Genomic DNA, 18,935 nt, shown 5'->3' on the forward strand with positions numbered 1-18,935 from the left:
AACGCGACTGTTGGTTTACGCGGCGGCTTGGGCGAGCCGGCTCATTTCCTGCGTGACCAGCTCACGATAGGGCCCGTGGCCTTGCATCAGACGCTCGGGTGACCCATCCTCGATGATCTTACCACCCCTCAACACGACCACGCGATCGAAATTGCGCAGAGTAGCGAGGCGGTGCGCGATCGCGATGACGGTGCGGCCGCGCATCAGCCGCGACAGCGCCTCGCGGATCGCCTCCTCGGATTCGCTGTCGAGCGCGGCGGTCGGCTCGTCGAGCAGCAGGATCGGCGCGTCCTTCAGGAAGGCGCGCGCGATCGCGATGCGCTGGCGCTGGCCGCCGGACATCTTGACGCCGCGGTCGCCGACCATGGTGTCGAGCCCTTCCGGCAGGCTTTCGACGAAGTCGCAGCGCGCCGCGATCGCCGCACGCAGCACCTCGTCGTCGGTCGCGTTCGGGCGACCATAGCGGATGTTTTCGCGAATCGAGCGGTGGAACAGCGAGATGTCCTGCGGCACGACCGAAATGGCCTCGCGCAGACTCAGCTGCGTCACCTTGGAAATGTCCTGGCCGTCGATGGTGATGCTGCCCTCGTCGGTATCGTAGAAGCGCTGCAGCAGCGTGAACAGCGTCGACTTGCCGCCGCCGGACTGGCCGACCAGGCCCACGCGCTGACCGGGTTGCAGGCGCAGGCTGAAGCGCTCGAAGATCTTTTCGCCGCCGGGATAGCCGAAGGTGACGTTGTTGAACGCGATTGCGGCGCCGCTCTTCACCAGCGGCTCGGCCTCGGGGTGGTCGCGCAATTGATGCGGCACCAGCAGCGTAGCAATCGCCTCGGTCAGCCGCGCAACGTGCTGGGTGACGTCGACCAACGCCACCGCGAGATCGCGCGTCGCGTTCAAAATGGAGAGACCGAGGGTGCAGACCAGCACGACGTCGCCGGTGGTGGCACGACCATCCTGCCAAAGCATGATCGCCCAGGCCATCAGGGCGATCGTGAGCACGACGGTGATGCCGGCATGGATCAGCCGCAGCTTCTCCAGATAGCGCAGGCTGCGGCCGCGTGCGGTGAGCTCCCGGTTCACAGTCGCGTCGAACCGCTCATGCTCGTGCCCGATGCCGCAGAAGGCGCGCACCAGCGGCATGTTGCTGATGACGTCGATCATCTCGCCGTCGACCACGGCGGCCTTGTCAGCGAAATCGTCATGCAGCGGCTTGCCCGCGGCAGCGAGGCGGAACATCGCAAGCACCATGCCGCCGGCGATCACGATCAGGCCGAGTGCCATATAGGGGCTGACGGTTCCAATCAGCGCGATTGCCGCAACTGTGGCGATGCACGGCGGCAACACATTCCAGACGAACATGTTCTCGACGGTGAACACTGCGTTTGACGTCGCCGTGATGCGGCTGGTCAGCATGCCGGGCATACGGTCAGAGAAGTAGCTCGGCGCATGACCGGTCAGATGACGAAATATGTCACGGCGTAAATCACCCGTGACACGAACGAAGGTGAAGCTCGCCGTCCAGCTCGCGATCCGCCAAAGGAAGTTGTCAGCGGCGATGAGCGTCATGAGGAAAATGAATGCCAGCCATACGCTACCACCGTGCGAGGTTCCAGCCGTCAGGCTGTCGACCAGGGATTTGACACCGTACTGCGTGCCCACGGAGCAGGCAACGGCTGCAACGACAGCACTCAGGATCACAAGGTGCGACGCGAGACGACGTCGGAGATAGCGCAAGACAAAGGCGAATGGCCTGCGCGCGTATCCAGAAAGATGATCCATGTGACTATCGACCCCGTCGTGATAATTCCAAATTTTGTTGCTGGTCGACTGAACATCGACCACTTCGCCTCGGTTCCCGGGCAATGCCATCACGACATGCGGATGCGGACGTTCTGCGAAGATGTGATGGCAGCATCGCGACGAGCACCCAACGTGTCGAATAAGTAACGTCTGGAGGAAGGAACTTCGCAAGTGCGGGAACGTTCCCTTGTCTGGCATGCCGGTGCTGAACAGGCGGGGGCTCTTTTACAATCATGATCGCACAGAGGAGATGGTGAGATGCGCATCGCGCAGGTTGCTCCGTTGACGGAGGCTGTTCCACCCAAGCTGTATGGCGGCACCGAGCGGGTGGTGCATTGGTTGACGGAAGAGCTGGTGGCCCTTGGGCACGACGTGACGCTGTTCGCCAGCGGCGATTCGCAGACCTCGGCAAAGCTGGATGCGCTGTGGCCGCGGGCGCTCCGCCTCGACGGTTCCGTACGCGATCCCAATGCGCTGCACATGGTGATGCTGGAGCGGGTGCGGCAGAAATGTGACGACGAGGAGTTCGATTTCCTCCATTTCCATCTCGATTATTATCCGTGGTCGCTGTTCTACCGGCAGCCGACGCCGTTCCTGACCACGCTGCACGGCCGGCTCGACCTGCCGGAGCATCAACCCGTCTTCAACACCTTCTCGAAGGTCCCCGTCATCTCGATCTCGAACGCGCAGCGGCGGCCGGTGCCGCAGGCGAACTGGGTGAGGACGATCCACCACGGCCTGCCGGAAAATCTGCTGACGCCGAAACCGGCGAAACAGGAATATCTCGCCGTGCTCGGTCGCATCGCGCCGGAAAAGGGCGTCGACCGCGCCATCAAGATCGCGACCCATTGCGGCATACCGCTCAAGATCGCGGCCAAGGTCGATCGCGCCGACCAGGATTATTATGACGAGCTGATCCGGCCGATGATCGAGAACAATCCGCTGGTGGAATTCATCGGCGAGATCAGCGATCACGAGAAGTCGGAATTTTTGAGTGGCGCGCTCGGCCTGTTGCTGCCGATCGACTGGCCGGAGCCGTTTGGCCTGGTGATGATCGAAGCCATGGCCTGCGGAACGCCGGTCATCGCCTTCAACCGCGGCTCGGTGCCGGAGATCATCGACGAGGGCCTCACCGGCTTCGTCGTCGAGGACGTCCTCAGCGCAGCCGGCGTCGTCAGCCGCTTACCGCAACTCGACCGCTCCGCCATCCGCAAGCAGTTCGAGACGCGCTTCACCGCGCGGCGCATGGCGCTGGATTATCTGGCGGCCTATCGCAGCCTCTCCGAGGAACAGGCGCCGCGGATCAAGCTGGTGAGCAGCGCGGAGTAGCGAGCACTCCCCCAAGCGGCTGGCCGGGAGTCTCCCGGCCAGCGCAACTCTATCAAACCGTCATTGCGAGCGCAGGGAAGCAATCCAGAATCCCGCCGCGGATACAGCCTGGATTCGCTTCGCTGCGCTCGCAATGACGAGAGAGTGGAGCTTACCTCACCGCCGCCCGCTTCGGCTCGACGATCTCGAACATGCGCGGGAATTCGTCCATCAGGCCCATCAGCTCCGCGAGGCGCATCGGGTTGCCGGTGAATTTGACCTTGCCGGCGGCCACTGCCTCCGGGAAGATGGTCAGTTTTGCAATCACCTCGTCGAGCGTCGACCGCGCCAGCGTGAAGCTGGCATCGGCGCCTTCCGCCTGCATGCCCTCTGTGTAAGTGAGCGCGCAGTTCTCCAGATTGAGCGCAAACGTCTCGCCGGTGTCGGAAAAACTCCAATTGAGCACGATGTGCTTTCCTTCCGCCTTCGGTCCGTTGAGGCGGATGCCAAGCACGTCCCAAAGCTGTGAGGTGCGCAGCGCTGCCAGCGTCTCGCGCGGCATCGGCGGGCGTGCCGGCACCTTCGGCATGCCCCGGCGCAATTCCTGTGCGCCGAACAGATAGGCATTGCGCCAGGTCGCGCTTTCAGCGGCGTAGCCGAGCTGCTCCAGCGTATCCGCCAGCAACGCACGCGCAGCCTGATTGTCCGGCTCGGCAAAGACGAGATGGCCGAGCGCCTGCGCCACGAAGCGGAATTCGCCCTTGTCGAAGTCGACACGCCCCCGCGCGAGGATGACGTCGGCGCCGCCCATGTACTCGACATATTTCTTGCCCGACTCCACCGGCGGCAGCGGATCGAGATTGACCGGATTGGCGTCGTACCAGCCAAGGTACTTCTGGTAGATCGCCTTCACATTGTGCCGGATATGGCCGTAATAGCCGCGGCCGTGCCAGGCGCCCTCGAGGCTCTTGGGCAGCTGGATCGTTTCGGCGATCTCGGCCGCGGTGAGGCCGTGGTTCATCAGGCGGATGGTCTGGTCATGCGCGAATTTATAGAGGTCGCGCTGCTGCCGGATCATGGTGCCGATGCGGTCGCGTCCCCACACCGGCCAGTGATGCTGGCCGCACATCGCCTCCGCCTTGCGGTCCCAGAGCTGCAGGGCCTCGCCCAGATATTTCGACCAGGCCAGCGCGTCGCGCACGTCGGCGCCGCGGAACGGCAGCAGATTGTGGAAATTGTGGGTGCAGTTCTCGGCGAGGTTCAACAGCTTGTAGCGCGGAATGAAGAAATGCATCTCCGCCGGCGCTTCGCTGTTCGGCGCCATCTGGAATTCGAATTCGACGCCGTCGATCACGCGCCTGTCGCCGGTCGCCATGATCAAATCGGTCGGCCGCAGCAGCGCCACTGAACCTGCCGCCATCGACTTGCCGAGGCCGCAATCGACCTGTCCGCGCACGCCCTTGGCGAGGAGCGGACCGAACTGGTACTGCGCGCGGCGCAGCATCGCAGGTCCCGCGATGATGTTCTCGGAGACCGCATGCTCCATGAACAAATTGGGCGCGATGATCGGCACGCGGCCGGTCGCGAGCGCGTCCTCCTCCAGCACGCCGCGCGCGCCGCCCCAATGGTCGGTGTGGGTATGGGTGAAGATCACGGCCGCGACCGGCCGCTGGCCGCGATGCCTGTAATAGAGCTCGAGCGCGGCGCACGCGCCCTCGATCGAGGTCAGGGTATCGACGACGATGACGCCGCTGTCGCTTTCGATCAGCGTCATGTTGGCGATGTCGAGCCCGCGCACCTGGTAAACGCCGGGCACGACCTCGAACAGGCCATGCTGCATGTTGAGCCGCGACTGCCGCCACAGACTTGGATTGACCGTGGCTGGCGCTTCTTCAGTCGACAGAAAGCCGTAAGGCTCGAGGCTCCAGACTGTCCGCCCTTGCGGATTAGTGACCTCCGCGTTCTCGATCGCGCCGAGGAAGCCGCGCGCGGCGTCGTCGAAATCCCGCGTGTCGGAGAACGGCAGCGCGTTCAGCATCGCCGTTTGCTGCGCGATAACGGACGGCGTTGCGCATTTCGGCTCGCTGCTGGACGTGTCTGTCATCTTGTTCTCCTCCCCGCCTGTTGCGCGGCATCTAACCGCATCTCGCGGTCGATTGCCATGCGGGCGGACGGAGTTATCCGTTCGCCCGCGCCCGCAGGCGGAAAGATGCAGCAGCTACATGCCCAACAGCCTGGGCAGCCACAACGACAGGCCCGGCCAATAGGTCACGACCACAAGGAACGCCAACATGGTCAGGAGCCATGGCCACACCGCGACCGTGAGCTCAGTAATACCCATCTTGGCGATGCCCGAGGCGACGTAGAGATTGAGGCCGACCGGCGGATGGCACAGCCCGACTTCCATGTTGACCGTCATCAGGATCCCGAAATGGATCGGATCGATGCCGAGCTTGATCGCAACAGGAAACAGGATCGGCGCCATGATCAGGATGATCGAGGACGGCTCCATCACGTTGCCCGCCACCAACAGCAGGAGATTGACCACGAGCAGGAAGCCGATCCAGCCGAGGCCCTGGTCGATCATCCATTGCGCGAGCGCTTGCGGCACGTTCTCGTAAGTCATCAGGAACGAGAACAAGACGGCGTTGGTGATGATGTAGAGCAGCATCGCCGAAAGATTTGCCGATGACAGCAGCACGCGCGGCACGTCCCGCAGCTTCAGATCCTTGTAGATGAACACTGCGACGATGAAGGCGTACACCGCGCTCACGGCGGCAGCTTCGGTCGGTGTGAACAGGCCGCTGTAGATGCCGCCGATCACGATCACGATCAGCAGGATACCCCAGATCGACTTGCGGAACGCGTCGAAGCGCTCGAACAGGGTTGCTTTCGGCATCCTCGGATAGTCGTTACGCCAGGCCCGATAGAACGTCGTGGCGCCGAGCAGCATGGCGAGCACGAGCCCCGGCACGATGCCGGCGATGAACAGCTTGCCGACGGAGGTGTTGGTGGAGACGGCAAAAAGAACCATCGGAATCGATGGGGGAATGAGAATCCCGAGCGAGCCGGAGGTCGTGATGACGCCCGCCCCGAACCGCTTTGGAAATCCCTGCGCGACCATCGCGGGCAGGATCACCGACCCGATCGCCACCACGGTGGCCGGCGACGAGCCGGAAATCGCGGCGAACAGCGCGCAGGCGACCACGCCCGAGAGCGCAAGGCCGCCGTACCAATGGCCGACCAGCGAAGTGGCGAACGTGATCATCCGGCGCGCCACGCCGCCATGGGTCAGGAAGTTGCCGGCAAGGATGAAGAACGGGATCGCCATGATCTCGAAGCTCTCGATGCCTGTAAACAGCTTCAGCGCCACCGATTCCGTTCGCACGTCGGTCAGCGTGAACATGAAGCTGAGCACGGTCAGACCGAGCGCGATCGAGATCGGCATGCCCGTGAGCATCAACGACAGCAGAAGGCCGAAAACCACGGCGACACGCAGGCCTTGCGACAGCGTGATCACGTGCGCCGAATGGGCGAAACACACGGCGACGATCAGGACCGGCAACAACATCAGGACCCAGCCGAGCGGGCTGCGTTCGTCGCGGACGACCTGGCTGCGTGTGACCGGGGCCGGATGAACCGGGTCTACCTCGACGCCCTCGACGCCGGCCACGTCGTGATGCGGCAGCTCGCCGGTGCGATAGAACGACCAGGCGACTTGCAGGAAGCGGAAGCACATCAGCCCGGAGCCGAGCGGAATGGTGAGATACACCAGCCACATCGGCGCTTCCAGATCGTTGGATTGCTGGCCGGTCTGCCACATCTGGCCGACAAAGGCGGCCCCGAAATAGCACACGATGGCAGTGAAAAGGGCGCCGCACATCAGGCCAAAAGTGATGACGCGGCGGCGCGATCCGCCGGGAAGGACATTGACCAGGACGTCGACGCCGACATGGATGCCGGTGCGTACCCCGTAGGCCGCACCGAACTTCGCCATCCAGATGAACATGTAGATGCAGAGTTCCTGCGCCCAGGACAGGTCGAGAGCGGCAAGCCAGACAAACGCTGCTCGCGCGGGGACGGCCAGGAAGGCCAGGTTGCGCGCCTCCGCCCATTTGGCGATGTCGATCGACAGCCCGGCGCCATAGCGGTGCAGCACGGCAACGAAGATGAGCGATGTCGCAGCCGCGATCATCGTCGCGATCAGCCATTCCTCGAGATGATTGAGCACACGATTCAATGCACGCAGCAACTTGGTCCCCTCAGCTTGGCTCATCATTCAAGAGCAACGGCCGGGAGTGCGATCACCCCCGACCGTTCATGGTTGTTCTTATAGCGGTGCCGGCGTCAGTTCATCTTGACGTCGAGCTCCTTGGCGAGGAGATCGAGCACCTCCTGCCCGACCCGCCCCTTCGCCCATTTGTAGGTCGGCTGCATCGCTTCCTGCCATGCCTTGCGGTCGGCGTCAGTCAGATAATGCAGCGTGGTCTTGCCCGTCTTCTTGATCTCGGCCAGCGCATCTTCGTTCTCCTGGCGCGCGATCGAGTTGGTGTAGTCGGTCGCCTCGTTCATCGCCTTTTCGAGTTGAGTGCGGACATCAGGCGGCAGGCCCGACCAGAACTTCGAATTGACGATGACAGCATATTGCAGGTGCGCGTGATAGGACACGGTGATGTCCTTTTGCACTTCGTAGAACTTCTGCGTCAGGTAGTTGGACGCGGTGTTCTCGCAGCCGTCGACCACGCCGGTCTGCAAAGCCTGGTAGACTTCGGAGAACGCCATGATCTGAGGGATCGAGCCCATGATACGAAGATATTGGTCGGCAACCTTCGATCCGGAGATGCGGAACTTGAGGCCCTGGAAATCGGCCGGCTTCGCCAAGGGACGATTGGCGGAGAGCATGTGGAAGCCGTTGTCCCAATAAGCGAGCCCGGTGATGCCCTTGGTCTCGAGCTTCTGGAATAGCCACTTGCCGACCGTGCCCTTCATCGCGTTGGAATAGGTCTGGTCATCCTTGAACAGCCAGGGCAGATCGAGCGCCTCGAACTCCTTGATACCGAGCGGTGCGAACTTCGCGGTCGAGGGCGCGAGCATGTGCACCGAGCCGAGCTGAAGCGCTTCGATCTCCTCCTTGTCCTTGTAGAGGGTGGAGTTCGGATAGATCTCGATCTTGACCTTGCCGTCGGTGTACTTCTCCGCGAGCTCCCTGAACTTCAGGGCGCCTTTGCCCTTGGGAGTGTCGTTGGCGACGACGTGGCTGAATTTGATGACGATCGGGCTCTGGGCCTGGGCCAAGACGGGAGAAAAGACGGGAGATAAGGCAGGAGCCATGAGAAGTGCTGCGGCGGCGACCGCAAGAAGCAGCTTGCGCATGAAGTAACCTCCCAACAACCTCTAAAACCGGGTCTTTTTTGTTTTCCGATTTCAGTAGTGGCAGCAATCCGCCACCCGAACAACTAGACCTAAGCCCAATTTGCATCCAAGCTATCGTGGCGGCCGCTGAATGCGCAACCCGGCACCCGCTGCCGTTCCCGGAAGCGAGCGCTTATGTCGCATTGCGGCAATGCGATCAGCCCTCGCGCTGGGCGACCATGAACAGACGCCGGAACGGAAACAGCGTCTGTCCCGCGGCATTCTTCGGATAGGCTTTTGCAACCCGCTCGCCATAGGCGGCTTCGAACGCGGCCTTCTCGTCGCCCTCCAGGATGTCGAGATAGCGCGTCAGCCAGGTCCCCTTGGTCCACTCCTTCACGGGGTTCTCGCCTTCCAGCACCTGCAGATATTCGGTCTCCCAGATGTCGATATTGGCCGACATCGGAGCAAGAAGACTGTGATAGTAAGCCGGCCCTTCGACCGGCGGCGGCGTGACGAGACGCTCGACCTTGGACCGCCAGGGACCGTTCAGCGCGGTCTCGCCGATCAGCACATGCGACGGGGCCCGGAAGTTGCGCGGCATCTGCACAGCAAGCATGCCACCGGGCTTCACCTTCTCCATCACCGACGGAAACAGTGCCGCATGATTGGGCAGCCAGTGCAGTGCGGCATTGGAATAGACCAAATCAAATTGCTTCGCCGGCCGCCATTGACCGAGGTCCTCGTGCGACCATTCCACGTCCGGCGCCGCCTTGCGGCCGGCGGCAACCATCTCGGCCGAGCCCTCGACTCCCGTCACCGTCGCGTCCGGCCAACGCTCCTTGATCAGCTTGGTGACGTTACCGGCGCCGGCGCCGAGATCGGCGACCGCGCGCGGACCAAAATCCGGAATCCGCATCAACAGGTCGATGGCGGGCCGAAGCCGGTGACCGGAGAACTTTAGATATTGCTGCGGGTCCCAGACCATCGCCGACGCCTTTTCTTTTTCGTGTTTCCTTCACCCTTGCTCTTGGTTACCACTGCTCGTCCCGCTCAGGCAATTCGCAAGGCCCGCGGGACGGGCAGGAAACGAACAGCAGAACGAACGGCAACAAGCAAAAAAGCATAAAGAGAGCGTGTCACCATGGACCTCGGGCTCAAATCGAAAACCGCTGTCGTCACTGGAGCGAGCGTCGGCATCGGCCGCGCCATCGCCAAGGGCCTGGCTGCCGAAGGCGTGCGCGTCGTCGGCGTGGCACGGCGCACCGATCTGCTCGCCGAGCTGGTGACGGAAGTCGGCTCCGGTCTGATTGTCCCGTTCGAGCAGGACGTGATGGCCAGGGACGCGGCGGAGAAGATTTCGGCCTTCGCCGTGAGCGAATTCGGCCACGTCGACATCCTCATCAACAATGCCGGCGGCAGCCGCCCCCTCCCCGTCAATGCGCCCGACAGCCAATGGGACGAGGCGATCGCGCTGAACTTCACCAGCTATCGCCGCATCGCGCACGCGGTGCTGCCGCAGATGATCGAACGCAAATGGGGCCGCATCGTCAACATCACCGGCAAGTCCGAGCCCGAAGGCCTCAACGCCGCCTTCGCCGCCAAAGCCGCCGTGCACGCCTGGGCCAAGGGCCTGTCGCGCGAGATCGGCGAGCACGGCATCACCATCAACTGCATCCCGCCCGGCCGCATCATGAGCGAACAGATCCGCCGCAACTACGCGCCTGATTATCGCGAGCGCTTCGCGGAGGAAGAGATTCCTGTCGGCTATTGGGGCGAGCCGGAAGATCTGGCCGCGCTCGCGGTGTTTCTGGCCTCGCCGGTGGCGAGGTACATCACGGGGACGGTGATCCCGGTGGATGGGGGGTTGAGGCGGTATCAGTTTTAGGCGCGAATGGCTTTTAGGCCGACGCGGACATAGGAACTGAGGCGTGATATAGCCAACGCAAACTACCCGCGACGAGAAAGAAGATGCCACGCCCCCTTACCTCCAAAGAGCGTGATTTGGTTTCCTATATTCTAGGTCAGTATTCACCTTTGCCGGGCCATTTGGAGCTCGTTGAGGAAATGAACGATGGTGGAATGGGTAGCCTTCTCTTTGCCGGTAGCGCAGACCGGCGTTTCGGCAAGTGCATTGGCGAAGCCGAATTTGATGACGCAGATGGAGTGCTAGTCTCGGTCGCGCTGAACGTCGATCAGCGCGGAGAATTGTTTGAAGTTGATCTTTGGAAAGTGGATTTTTCGCCACTGCAGAGGATCGCGCCCCTTGGTGAACTCCGCCCCCCACGAATTTGGCGCCGCAGAACCTCAGAATAGGCCAGGTTCGTAGGCGTTCGACCAGCGAGGCTCGGCCAGAGGTATCCTTCGGATCAAAAAGTGGAATGCCGGAGCTGCCCGCGCATATCTGCTTCACCGCAAAGAGCGACATCACTCCTTCACGAGGAGCACACACATGGTCTCCTGCCGGCGGGTGCCAACTTAGCATCCTGCCAGTGTTTTGCCCGACGGGTCAACGTCATGGCAGCAGCGAATGTCGTCGCGGCGAGGTTCGGAAATCCCTTATCGATCAAGAGGCTTTCTACTGTGCATGGGGTTGTTTCCGGGCTTTTTGTTTTTTGGTCATCGCTACCGAGTGGAAAATGATCGAGAAGCGGCTCGCCTGCTGCTCCCACCAGCCTTCGCGCATACACCGCATGCAAGCATATGCCTGTGGAAGCCGTCGCGGCCGTAGTACATGCCAAGCTCCTCAGCCACGCCGCCGGAGCAACGCGCCAACGCAATGACAATCACGTTACCTGCCGCCGCGCGCGAGCCCGCCCACCCCATCGCCGACGGCCTTCCGGCCGCACAGCGGCGCTGGGCCATCGTCGCGATCTTCACCGCGTTGGCGATGGCCTCGCTCGACACTGCGATCGCCAACATCGCGCTGCCGGCCATTGCCGCCGATCTGCATGTCAGCCCGGAGCAATCGGTCTGGGTGGTCAACGTCTACCAGATCGCGCTGGTCGCGACGCTGCTGCCGCTGGGAGCGCTCGGCGAGATCGTCGGGCACCAGCGCATCTATCTCGGCGGCCTGATCCTGTTCACCATCGCCTCGCTGTTCTGCGCGGTGGCGTGGTCGCTGGAGAGCCTGCTGGTCGCACGAACGCTGCAAGGGTTAGGTGCGAGCGGCATCATGAGCGTCAACACGGCGCTGGTGCGCTTCGTCTATCCCGGCCGGATGCTCGGCCGCGGCTTCGGCCACAACGCGCTGGTGGTCGCGACAGCCTTCACCTTCGGGCCGTCGATCGCCTCCGCCATTCTCGCGATCGGCCCGTGGCCATGGCTGTTCGCCGTCAACATCCCGTTCGGCCTCGTCGCGATCGGCATCGGCTTTGCGATGCTGCCGAAGACGCCGCGCGCCGATCACGGCTTTGACTTTCTCGGCGCGGCCCTCGCGTCGGCCTGCCTCGGCCTGTTCATCACGGGCATCGGCAGCGCCGCGCATAATCTGTCGCCGGTGGTCGTGGGCATCGAGCTGGTCACGGCTCTCGCGCTCGGCTTCATTCTCACGCGCCGCCATGCCGACCATCCGGCGCCGATGCTGCCGATCGACCTGTTCAGCCGGCCGATGTTCGCCTTGTCGGCGGCGACGGCGGTGTGCTCCTTCGCGGTGCAAGGCCTCGCCTTCGTCTCGCTCCCATTCTATTTCGAGGACGTGCTCGGCCGCTCGCAGGTCGAGACCGGCTTCTTCATGACGCCGTGGCCGCTGGTGGTCGGCATCATGGCGCCGATCGCGGGGCGCCTCTCCGACCGCCATGCCGTTGGATTGCTCGGCGGCATCGGGCTCGTGCTTCTCGGCCTCGGCATGGCGCTGCTCGCGATGCTTCCCGCGAATCCCGCTATCCCCGACATCATCTGGCGGATGGTGATCTGCGGCATGGGGTTCGGCTTTTTCCAGGCGCCGAACATGAAGGCCGTGATGTCGAGCGCGCCGCCACATCGCAGCGGCAGCGCCTCCGGCATCGTCGCGACCGCGCGCCTGACTGGACAAACGACGGGGGCGGCGCTCGCCGCAGCCTGCTTCTCGCTCGCCGGTCACGACGGCGCGACCGTAGCGCTGGCACTTGGCGCCGGCTTTGCCGCACTCGGCAGCGTGATGAGCTTTTTACGGCTGGCGGTGAAGTAGATCGTCAAGCCAGATGTCGGGCCGCCGTCACGTCGAGAGTCGCGGCCGGAATGACCGTCTCCTCGTCGAGCGCGGCGAGCCGTGAATCGATGGCATCGATGACCTTGCGCGAGAACGGCCCGAGATGCGCATAGGCCGCGATCATCTGCACGGCGATGCGTGCCGATGACGTGTCGCGCTTGGCGCAGTTCATGAAGGTCTGCCAGAGCGGCCCACGCGCCTCAGGAAGGGCTGTGACCACCTTGTGCACGGTCTCCATCGCCCCGAGCCCCGCGCGAATGTCGCCTTGGGCGAGCTCCTGGCGCTGCCTGGAACGGTCGAGCAGCGTCATCAGGCGATCGACGCGTCTTGCATAGGCAGCCGGGCTGTAGATGTGCTCCAGCACGCGCTTGTAGTCCGTCAGGATGTCGCGCAACGGGCGCACCGGATCGAAGTTGATTCCAGCGGTACACTGATCGGCGCCGATGGTGGGCGCCAAATCGTGGCCCGGATGCAACCGGCCTTCGCGCTCCAGGCGTCGCGTGAGCTGCGTGTTCGGCAAGGCATAGAGCAGGCCGACCATGCTGACGGGGATCGCCGCCTCTTCGATGAAGTCAATCATGGCATCCGCCATCGAGGCCTTCTCATTGTCGAAGCCGACGATGAAACCTGCGGTGACGAGCATGCCCGCGGCGTAGATCTTGTGGATGCTCTCGGCGATGTTACGCCGCGTGTTCTGCTTCTTCCGCATCGCGACCAGCGTCGCCGGATCCGGACTTTCGATGCCGACGAAGATGGCAAAGAAATTAGCGGCGCCCATCAGCTCCAGGAGCTCGGGATCGTCGGCCAGATTGACTGAGGCCTCGGTCGACAATTCGAACGGATAGCCGTGCGCGCGCTGCCATTCGGCAAGCTGGGGCAGGAACAGCCGCAGCGACTTCTTGTTGCCGATGAAATTGTCATCGACGAAGTCGAGATGGCCGCGGTAGCCCATGGCGTAGAGCCTGTCGAGCTCGACCAGCATCTGCTCATTCGTCTTGGTTCGCGGAATGCGGCCATAGAGCTCGATGATGTCGCAGAACTCGCAGGTGAACGGGCAGCCGCGCGAGTACTGCACGCCAAGATAGAGATAGTCCTCGAACTTGAGCAGGTCGAAGCGCGGCACTGGCGTCTTGGTGACGTCGGCCTGGAATTTCGGCGCGATGAAAACGCCCGAGCGTACGCCGCTGTCCCAGGCCGCGACGAATTCGTGCAGGACGCTTTCGGCCTCGCCGAGCACCTGGAAGTCGGCCCTCTCGTAGATGTGGGGGCTCGAGGTGGGATCGGGACCGCCCACGACCACCGGCTTGCCCGCGGCACGGCAGATTTCGATCAGGCGCAGCGTGTCGGCCTGCTGCGGCATCATTCCGCCGGTGAAGACGACGTCCGCCCAGGAAAGATCCTCCTCGCCGAAGGCCTCCGTGTTGCAATCGATCAGCCGGACCGTCCAGCTCTCGGGCAACATCGCGGCAACGGTGATCAGGCCCAAAGGGGCGGCGGGGCGCTTCACGCCCAACACTTTGCAGGATTCGCCAAAGCTCCAGAAGGACTCTGCCGAGAACAGCGGATAGAGCATCAGGACGTTGCAAGGCTGTGGTGCGTTCATGGAACCCCTTTTGGCTTGATCCTACTCTAGCAGAGAGTTGTCGCCTTGCACCCCGGCAAAAGGGACAAACTGTCGCTCTCGGTTCCAAGGTGTCTGCGCGCGGAGCCGGTAGACGTCGCCCCAAGCCGTGCCGCGGGCGTCCAGGGAGGGTCTCTTTGACAGCCAACCCTCAGACTGTTGATTTGAACGTTTCCAATTTGCCGGACACATTGCGCCCCTGAGTCCAATCGGTGGATTGGGCCAATCAGGGGACTGCGATGGCAAACCTAACAATCAACGGAAAAACCTTCACACTCGACGTCGAGCCGGATACGCCGCTGCTCTGGGCAATCCGCGAGAATGCCGGCCTGACCGGCACGAAATATGGCTGCGGCATTGCACAATGCGGCGCCTGCACCATTCACATCGACGGCGTCGCCACCCGCTCCTGCGGGGTTTCAGTCAGCGAGGCCGCGGGCAAGAAGATCACGACCATCGAAGGGCTCGCTTCCGGCAACGCGCTGCACAAGGTGCAGGAAGCCTGGATTGCCCAGGACGTGCCGCAATGCGGCTATTGCCAGAGCGGCATGATCATGGCGGTGGCGGCACTCCTCACCGAGAAGCCGAAACCGACCGACGCCGATATCGACGAGGCCATCACCAATATCTGCCGCTGCGGCACCTTCCAGCAGGTGCGCGAAGCGATCCACACGATCGCAAGCGCGTAAGGGATCCCCAACATGAACAAGCATGTTTCGCCGCGGCTCAACCGCCGCGCCTTCGTCATAGGCACCGCCGCTGTCGGCGCAGGTCTCGCAATCGGCCTCGATCTCCCCTTCGGCGGTCCCGCCGTGGTCCGCGCAGCCGACGGTTCCCCCGAAATCGGCGCCTGGGTCGTGGTCCGCCCCGACGACACCATCGTGATCCGCATCGCCCGCTCCGAGATGGGCCAGGGCTCGCTCACCGGCCTTGCCCAGCTCGTCGCCGAGGAACTCGAATGCGACTGGTCGAAGGTCTCGACCGAATATCCGACGCCCGGCCAAAGCGTCGCCCGCAAGCGCGTCTGGGGCGATTTCTCCACCGGTGGTAGCCGCGGCATCCGCTCATCGCAAGACTATGTCCGCAAGGGCGGCGCCACCGCCCGCGTGATGCTGATCCAGGCCGCCGCCGAGGCGTGGAAAGTGCCGGCGTCCGAATGCACGGCCACCAACAGCGTCATTACCCATGCGCCGTCCGGCAAGACCACGACCTACGGCAAGGTCGCCGAGGCCGCGGCCAAGCTGACGCCGCCAGCCGACGTCAAGCTGAAGGACCCCAAGGACTGGAAGCTGATCGGCAAGGGCGTGAAGCGGCTCGACACGGCCGACAAGACCACCGGCGCCATGATCTACGGCATCGACGTCAAGCTGCCGAGCATGCTGAACGCCGCGATCAAGGACTGCCCAGTGTTCGGCGGCAAGGTGAAGAGCTTTGACGAAGCCAAGATCGCGGGCATGAAGGGCGTCAAGAAGGTCGTCAAGGTCGGCGATACCGCGGTCGCGGTCGTTGCCGACACCTGGTGGCAGGCCAAGACCGCACTGGAGGCGCTGCCGATCGTCTGGGATGAGGGCGACAACGCCAAGGTCTCCAGCGAGTCGATCGCGAAATGGCTGAGTGAGGGCCTTGACGATGCGCAGCCCGCCTATGTCGGCAACAAGAACGGCGACGCCAAGGCGGCGATTGCCGCTGCCGCCAAGAAGATCGAGGCCGTCTACAGCTATCCCTACCAAAACCATGCCACCATGGAGCCGATGAACGCCACGGCGCTCTACACGGCGGACAAATGCGAGGTCTGGTGCGGAACGCAGAATGGCGAGGCAGCTTTCGCGGCCACGTTGGAAGCCTCGGGCCTGCCGGCGGAGAAGTGCGACGTGCACAAGGTGATGCCCGGCGGCGGCTTCGGTCGGCGCGGCCAGACCGACTATGTCCGCCAGGCCGTCATGATCGCCAAGCAGATGCCGGGCACGCCGATCAAGCTGTTGTGGTCGCGCGAAGAGGACATGGCGCACGGCAGGTATCACCCGATCACCCAGTGCAAGATGACCGGCGCGTTCGATGCCAACAACAACCTGGTCGCGCTGCACTACCGGCTGTCCGGACAATCGATCCTGTTCTCGCTGCGTCCCGAAGCGCTGCAGAACGGCATGGATCCGGCCGCGTTCCAGGGCGTCGCCCAGACCGGCGAGGCCGCGTTCGGTTACTCCGTGCCGAACCTCCTGATCGAGCATGCGATGCGCAACCCGCACGTTCCGCCGGGCTTCTGGCGCGGCGTGAACGTCAATCACAACGCGATCTACATGGAATGCTTCATGGACGAGCTGGCCCAGGCCGCAGGCCAGGATCCGCTCGAATTCCGCCGCAAGCTGATGGGCAATCACCCCAAGCATCTGGCGGTGCTCAACGCCGTGGCGGAGAAGATCGGCTGGAGCACCCCGGCGCCGCAGGGCGTCTATCGCGGCATCGCGCAGGTGATGGGCTATGGCAGCTATGTCGCCGGCGCCGCCGAAATCTCGGTGACCGACGGCAACAAGATCAAGGTGCATCGCATCGTCGCCTCCACCGATCCCGGCTACATCGTCAATCCGGCGCAGGTGGAACGGCAGATCGCGGGCTCCTTCGTCTATGGCCTCTCCGCGCTGTTCTACGGCGGCTGCACGGTCAAGGATGGCAAGATCGAGCAAACCAACTTCGACACCTACAATTCCATGCGCATCAACGAGATGCCGAAGGTGGAGTCGGTGATGGTGCCGAGCGGCGGGTTCTGGGGCGGTGTCGGCGAGCCGACCATTGGCGTCGCGGCGCCGGCGGTGCTCAATGCGTACTTCGCGGCGACGGGCAAACGCATCCGCTCGGTGCCGCTGCGCGACCAGAACATCACCTTCGCCTGAGAAACGCCGCGGCGGCCATAACGGCCGCCGCGGCACATTTTCCGGACAAAATTCATGAATGTGCCGGTGACACGGCGGGATGCCGTCCTCGGTATCGCCGCCGCGGCCACATTGCTCGCCGTCCCTTCGATTCTGCGCGCGCAATCGGCGGGCCGCGTCGTCGTGGTCGGTGGCGGCTTTGGCGGTGCGGCCTGTGCGCGCGCGCTCAAGCGCGCCGATGCAACATTACAGATCACGTTGATCGAGCCGAACAAGACCTTCACCTCCTGCCCGTTCAGCAACGAGGTGATCGCCGGCCTGCGCGATATCGAGGCGCAACAGTTCGGCTACGAAAAGCTCAAAGCCGATGGCATCACCGTCGTCCCCCAGGCCGCGACGACCATCGACGCGCAAAAGCGTAGCGTGACCGCAGCCGATGGCGCGGCGTTTGCCTATGATCGTCTCGTACTCTCTCCCGGCATCGACTTCCACTTCGAGGCCCTGCCCGGCTACGATGACGCGACATCAGAAAAGATGCCGCATGCCTGGAAGGCCGGCGCGCAGACGCTGCTGCTGCGCCGGCAGTTGGAGGCAATGCCGGACGGCGGCACTGTCGCGATTGCGATTCCGGCCAATCCCTCGCGTTGTCCGCCGGCGCCCTACGAGCGCGCCAGCCTGATCGCGCATTACCTGAAAACGAAGAAGCCGCGTTCAAAGGTCTTGATCCTCGATGGCAAGGACAGTTTCTCCCAGCAGCGGCTGTTCGAGAAGGCGTGGAAGGAGCTTTACGGCGACATGATCGAACGCATCGCTCTGTCGCAAGGCGGCCGTGTGACCTCGGTCGATCCTGCGACCAGGACCATCGTCACCGAGTTCGGCAATTACACGCCTGACGTCGCCAACGTCGTCCCGCCGCAGCGTGCCGGACGCATCGCGGGAATCGCGAGCGCTGCGGATGCCACCGGCTGGTGCCCGATCGATCCCGTGACCTTCGAGTCGAAGCTCGTCCAGAACATCCATGTCATCGGCGATGCCTGTCTCGGTGGCGGCATCCCCAAATCGGCCGCCGCGGCAAGCGCACAGGGCAAGGCCTGCGCTGCCGCAATCGTGAACCTCCTTGCCGGCCGCGCGCCAGATACGCCGCGATTGACAGGCGTCTGCTACAACATTGTCGCACCCGGCTACGGCTTTTCACTCGCCGGGAATTACCAGCCCAAGGGGGACATCTTCGCCGAAATCGAGGGCGGCGCGACCAGCCCGGTCGATGCGCCGCGCGAATTGCGCGCCCGCGAGGCAACTGAAGCCGAGCGCTGGTTTCAAACCATCACGGCGGACACTTTTGGCTAGAGCATTGGTCCATATCGTAGCGCTGATCGCCGCCGGTTTCGCCTTCGCCTGCCATGCAGGAGCCGAGGAACTCCAGCCCTACAACATCTCCGGCGACGGCATTGCGGAATCGCTCACCGGATCGCCCGGCGATGCCGCGCGCGGCCGCGCGCTGGTGCTCGCGCGCACGACGACTTGCATCCTGTGCCATTCCGGCCCCTTCCCGGAAACCCGATTCCAGGGCGACCTCGCGCCTGACCTCACGGGTGCGGGGAACCGCTGGACGGCGAGCCAGTTGCGGCTTCGACTGGTCGATGCCGCACGCTTCAACCCTGAGACCATCATGCCGTCCTATTATCGCAACGAGGGATTCGTGCGGGTCGGGCGCAATTTCGCCGGCAAGCCGATCTTGTCCGCCGCGGAGATCGAGGACATCGTGGCCTTTCTTGCAACGCTTCGGGACTAGAACTGC

The 18,935-nt window shown here is 63.4% G+C and carries 14 protein-coding genes and 1 pseudogene; 8 read left to right on the forward strand and 7 right to left on the reverse strand.

The window, feature by feature from the left end; all coding sequences use genetic code 11:
- Positions 1–15: 15 nt before the first annotated feature.
- On the reverse strand, positions 16–1,779 hold the full coding sequence (locus IVA88_RS08165; RefSeq protein ID WP_247496763.1) for an ABC transporter ATP-binding protein: 1,764 nt from the start codon (positions 1,777–1,779) through the stop codon (positions 16–18).
- A gap of 279 nt (positions 1,780–2,058) precedes the next feature.
- Here IVA88_RS08165 and IVA88_RS08170 point away from each other — a divergent pair, with 279 nt between their 5' ends.
- Entirely contained in the window at positions 2,059–3,129 is a 1,071-nt protein-coding gene (locus IVA88_RS08170) for a glycosyltransferase family 4 protein (RefSeq protein WP_247496764.1), read from the forward strand.
- Positions 3,130–3,280: 151 nt separating this feature from the next.
- Here the strand turns inward: IVA88_RS08170 and IVA88_RS08175 are convergent, their stop codons facing one another.
- The 5 genes and pseudogenes from IVA88_RS08175 to IVA88_RS08195 all read right to left on the reverse strand — a co-directional run bounded on the left by IVA88_RS08175 (position 3,281) and on the right by IVA88_RS08195 (position 9,448).
- Complete coding sequence (locus IVA88_RS08175; RefSeq protein ID WP_247496765.1) at positions 3,281–5,212, reverse strand: alkyl sulfatase dimerization domain-containing protein; 1,932 nt, start codon at positions 5,210–5,212, stop codon at positions 3,281–3,283.
- Between the two features lie 114 nt (positions 5,213–5,326).
- The gene (locus tag IVA88_RS32560; RefSeq protein ID WP_247496937.1) at positions 5,327–6,607 is read right to left on the reverse strand and encodes a TRAP transporter large permease subunit; all 1,281 of its coding nucleotides are present in this window, start codon (positions 6,605–6,607) and stop codon (positions 5,327–5,329) included.
- Positions 6,608–6,826: 219 nt separating this feature from the next.
- Positions 6,827–7,387, reverse strand: a pseudogene (locus tag IVA88_RS32565) (TRAP transporter small permease); the annotation flags it as partial.
- Positions 7,388–7,455: 68 nt separating this feature from the next.
- Positions 7,456–8,481 carry a DctP family TRAP transporter solute-binding subunit gene (locus IVA88_RS08190; protein WP_247496766.1) on the reverse strand — a complete coding sequence of 342 codons (1,026 nt, stop codon included), beginning with the start codon at positions 8,479–8,481 and terminating at the stop codon, positions 7,456–7,458.
- 196 nt (positions 8,482–8,677) lie between these two features.
- Positions 8,678–9,448 carry a methyltransferase domain-containing protein gene (locus tag IVA88_RS08195; protein ID WP_247496767.1) on the reverse strand — a complete coding sequence of 257 codons (771 nt, stop codon included), beginning with the start codon at positions 9,446–9,448 and terminating at the stop codon, positions 8,678–8,680.
- Between the two features lie 156 nt (positions 9,449–9,604).
- Here IVA88_RS08195 and IVA88_RS08200 point away from each other — a divergent pair, with 156 nt between their 5' ends.
- The 3 genes from IVA88_RS08200 (at position 9,605) to IVA88_RS08210 (ending at position 12,628) form a co-directional block, all read left to right on the forward strand.
- On the forward strand, positions 9,605–10,348 hold the full coding sequence (locus IVA88_RS08200; RefSeq protein WP_247496768.1) for an SDR family oxidoreductase: 744 nt from the start codon (positions 9,605–9,607) through the stop codon (positions 10,346–10,348).
- 83 nt (positions 10,349–10,431) lie between these two features.
- Positions 10,432–10,776: a hypothetical protein gene (locus IVA88_RS08205; protein WP_247496769.1), complete on the forward strand. Its 345-nt coding sequence runs from the start codon at positions 10,432–10,434 to the stop codon at positions 10,774–10,776.
- 463 nt (positions 10,777–11,239) lie between these two features.
- Complete coding sequence (locus IVA88_RS08210; RefSeq protein ID WP_247496770.1) at positions 11,240–12,628, forward strand: MFS transporter; 1,389 nt, start codon at positions 11,240–11,242, stop codon at positions 12,626–12,628.
- Positions 12,629–12,632: 4 nt separating this feature from the next.
- On the opposite strand, the gene IVA88_RS08215 is transcribed toward IVA88_RS08210, so the two are convergent.
- Positions 12,633–14,252 carry a B12-binding domain-containing radical SAM protein gene (locus tag IVA88_RS08215; RefSeq protein WP_247496771.1) on the reverse strand — a complete coding sequence of 540 codons (1,620 nt, stop codon included), beginning with the start codon at positions 14,250–14,252 and terminating at the stop codon, positions 12,633–12,635.
- A 257-nt stretch (positions 14,253–14,509) separates the two neighbouring features.
- Between IVA88_RS08215 and IVA88_RS08220 the strand changes: the two genes are divergently transcribed.
- The 4 genes from IVA88_RS08220 to soxX are packed head-to-tail and all read left to right on the forward strand — an operon-like array spanning position 14,510 to position 18,929.
- Positions 14,510–14,959, forward strand: a complete 450-nt coding sequence (locus tag IVA88_RS08220; protein WP_247496772.1) for a (2Fe-2S)-binding protein — start codon at positions 14,510–14,512, stop codon at positions 14,957–14,959.
- 12 nt (positions 14,960–14,971) lie between these two features.
- Positions 14,972–17,158 carry a molybdopterin cofactor-binding domain-containing protein gene (locus IVA88_RS08225; protein ID WP_247496773.1) on the forward strand — a complete coding sequence of 729 codons (2,187 nt, stop codon included), beginning with the start codon at positions 14,972–14,974 and terminating at the stop codon, positions 17,156–17,158.
- A gap of 54 nt (positions 17,159–17,212) precedes the next feature.
- The gene (locus tag IVA88_RS08230) at positions 17,213–18,484 is read left to right on the forward strand and encodes an NAD(P)/FAD-dependent oxidoreductase (protein WP_247496774.1); all 1,272 of its coding nucleotides are present in this window, start codon (positions 17,213–17,215) and stop codon (positions 18,482–18,484) included.
- Positions 18,477–18,929 (forward strand): sulfur oxidation c-type cytochrome SoxX, encoded by a 453-nt coding sequence (gene soxX, locus IVA88_RS08235; protein ID WP_247496775.1) that lies wholly within the window; start codon positions 18,477–18,479, stop codon positions 18,927–18,929. Before IVA88_RS08230 ends, soxX begins: the two co-directional genes overlap by 8 nt.
- Positions 18,930–18,935 lie beyond the last annotated feature (6 nt).

The organism is Bradyrhizobium sp. 149 (assembly GCF_023073915.1).
In the GTDB taxonomy this organism is placed as follows: Bacteria; Pseudomonadota; Alphaproteobacteria; order Rhizobiales; family Xanthobacteraceae; genus Bradyrhizobium.

Excerpts from the sequence above, each read along its gene's own strand:
- IVA88_RS08230 (WP_247496774.1), top strand. The coding sequence starts at position 17,213 with ATGAATGTGCCGGTGACACGGCGGGATGCCGTCCTCGGTATCGCCGCC.
- IVA88_RS08175 (WP_247496765.1), bottom strand. The coding sequence starts at position 5,212 with ATGACAGACACGTCCAGCAGCGAGCCGAAATGCGCAACGCCGTCCGTT.
- IVA88_RS08210 (WP_247496770.1), top strand. The coding sequence starts at position 11,240 with ATGACAATCACGTTACCTGCCGCCGCGCGCGAGCCCGCCCACCCCATC.
- IVA88_RS08220 (WP_247496772.1), top strand. The coding sequence starts at position 14,510 with ATGGCAAACCTAACAATCAACGGAAAAACCTTCACACTCGACGTCGAG.
- IVA88_RS08205 (WP_247496769.1), top strand. The coding sequence starts at position 10,432 with ATGCCACGCCCCCTTACCTCCAAAGAGCGTGATTTGGTTTCCTATATT.
- IVA88_RS08190 (WP_247496766.1), bottom strand. The coding sequence starts at position 8,481 with ATGCGCAAGCTGCTTCTTGCGGTCGCCGCCGCAGCACTTCTCATGGCT.
- IVA88_RS08225 (WP_247496773.1), top strand. The coding sequence starts at position 14,972 with ATGAACAAGCATGTTTCGCCGCGGCTCAACCGCCGCGCCTTCGTCATA.
- IVA88_RS08215 (WP_247496771.1), bottom strand. The coding sequence starts at position 14,252 with ATGAACGCACCACAGCCTTGCAACGTCCTGATGCTCTATCCGCTGTTC.
- IVA88_RS08170 (WP_247496764.1), top strand. The coding sequence starts at position 2,059 with ATGCGCATCGCGCAGGTTGCTCCGTTGACGGAGGCTGTTCCACCCAAG.
- IVA88_RS08195 (WP_247496767.1), bottom strand. The coding sequence starts at position 9,448 with ATGGTCTGGGACCCGCAGCAATATCTAAAGTTCTCCGGTCACCGGCTT.
- IVA88_RS08200 (WP_247496768.1), top strand. The coding sequence starts at position 9,605 with ATGGACCTCGGGCTCAAATCGAAAACCGCTGTCGTCACTGGAGCGAGC.
- IVA88_RS08165 (WP_247496763.1), bottom strand. The coding sequence starts at position 1,779 with ATGGATCATCTTTCTGGATACGCGCGCAGGCCATTCGCCTTTGTCTTG.